At 62.5% G+C, this 824-nt stretch carries 1 protein-coding gene; it reads right to left on the bottom strand.

From position 1 onward, the window contains the following. The coding region (locus NW837_RS10305; protein WP_414331269.1) for a peptidase U32 family protein at positions 1 to 824 on the bottom strand (824 nt) is incomplete at both ends.

Here is an 824-nt window from a genome sequence, read left to right as displayed (position 1 = left end):
CAGCCCCTGCTTCTCTTGCACCCGGTAAACTCGCCCCCCCTGCTCCGGCAACTCCGGCTGCCCCTGGTCAAACACCACGCCGTCCCCAGCTTTGAGGGGTGCCTCCAGCCGGATCCCCACCTGATCCTGTTGGATCCCCACCACCTGCCCCAGGTAAACCCCCCGTTTCTTGCCAAACCGCGCGTGCACCAGCTCCTGGTTGTTGATGCCCCGCAGCCAGCCTGTGTAGAGCCCGCGAGAAAAGCTCATCTCCAGCTCGTAGCGTTCCTGTTGCGAGGGCTGCCACGGCTGTCCCACCCCCAGCGCATCCAACGCCTGCCGATACACCCGCGTTACATTGGCTACATATTCTGGGGATTTCAGCCGGCCCTCAATTTTCAGACAGCGGATCCCCAGCTTCACCAGCTCCGGTAGCACCTCCAGCCCGGCCAAATCTTGAGGGCTGAGCAGATACCGCTTCTCCCCCAAGTCGCGGCGGATCCCGTCTACCACCAGCTCATAGGGCATGCGGCAGGCTTGGGCACATTCCCCCCGATTGGCCGAACGCCCCCCCAGCGCCTCGCTGGTCAGACATTGCCCCGAGTAGGCCACGCACAACGCCCCATGCACAAAGACCTCCAGAGATAGGGAGGATCCCTTCTCTTGCAGATAGGCCTGGATCTGGGCGATTTCCTGGAGGGAACATTCCCGCGCCAGCACCACCACCTCACAGCCCAGCTCAGCGGCAAACTCCGCTCCCACTCCACTGGTGATGGTCATTTGCGTGGAAGCATGGATGGGGAAATCGGGGGAAAGATGCCGGATCAGGCGGGCGATGCCAATAT

Origin of the sequence: Synechococcus sp. R6-10, assembly GCF_047461815.1 — a bacterium.
Lineage (GTDB): Bacteria > Cyanobacteriota > Cyanobacteriia > Thermostichales > Thermostichaceae > Thermostichus.
Note: the sequence above shows the minus strand (reverse complement) of the source record. Positions and strands in the feature narration are given on the sequence as shown.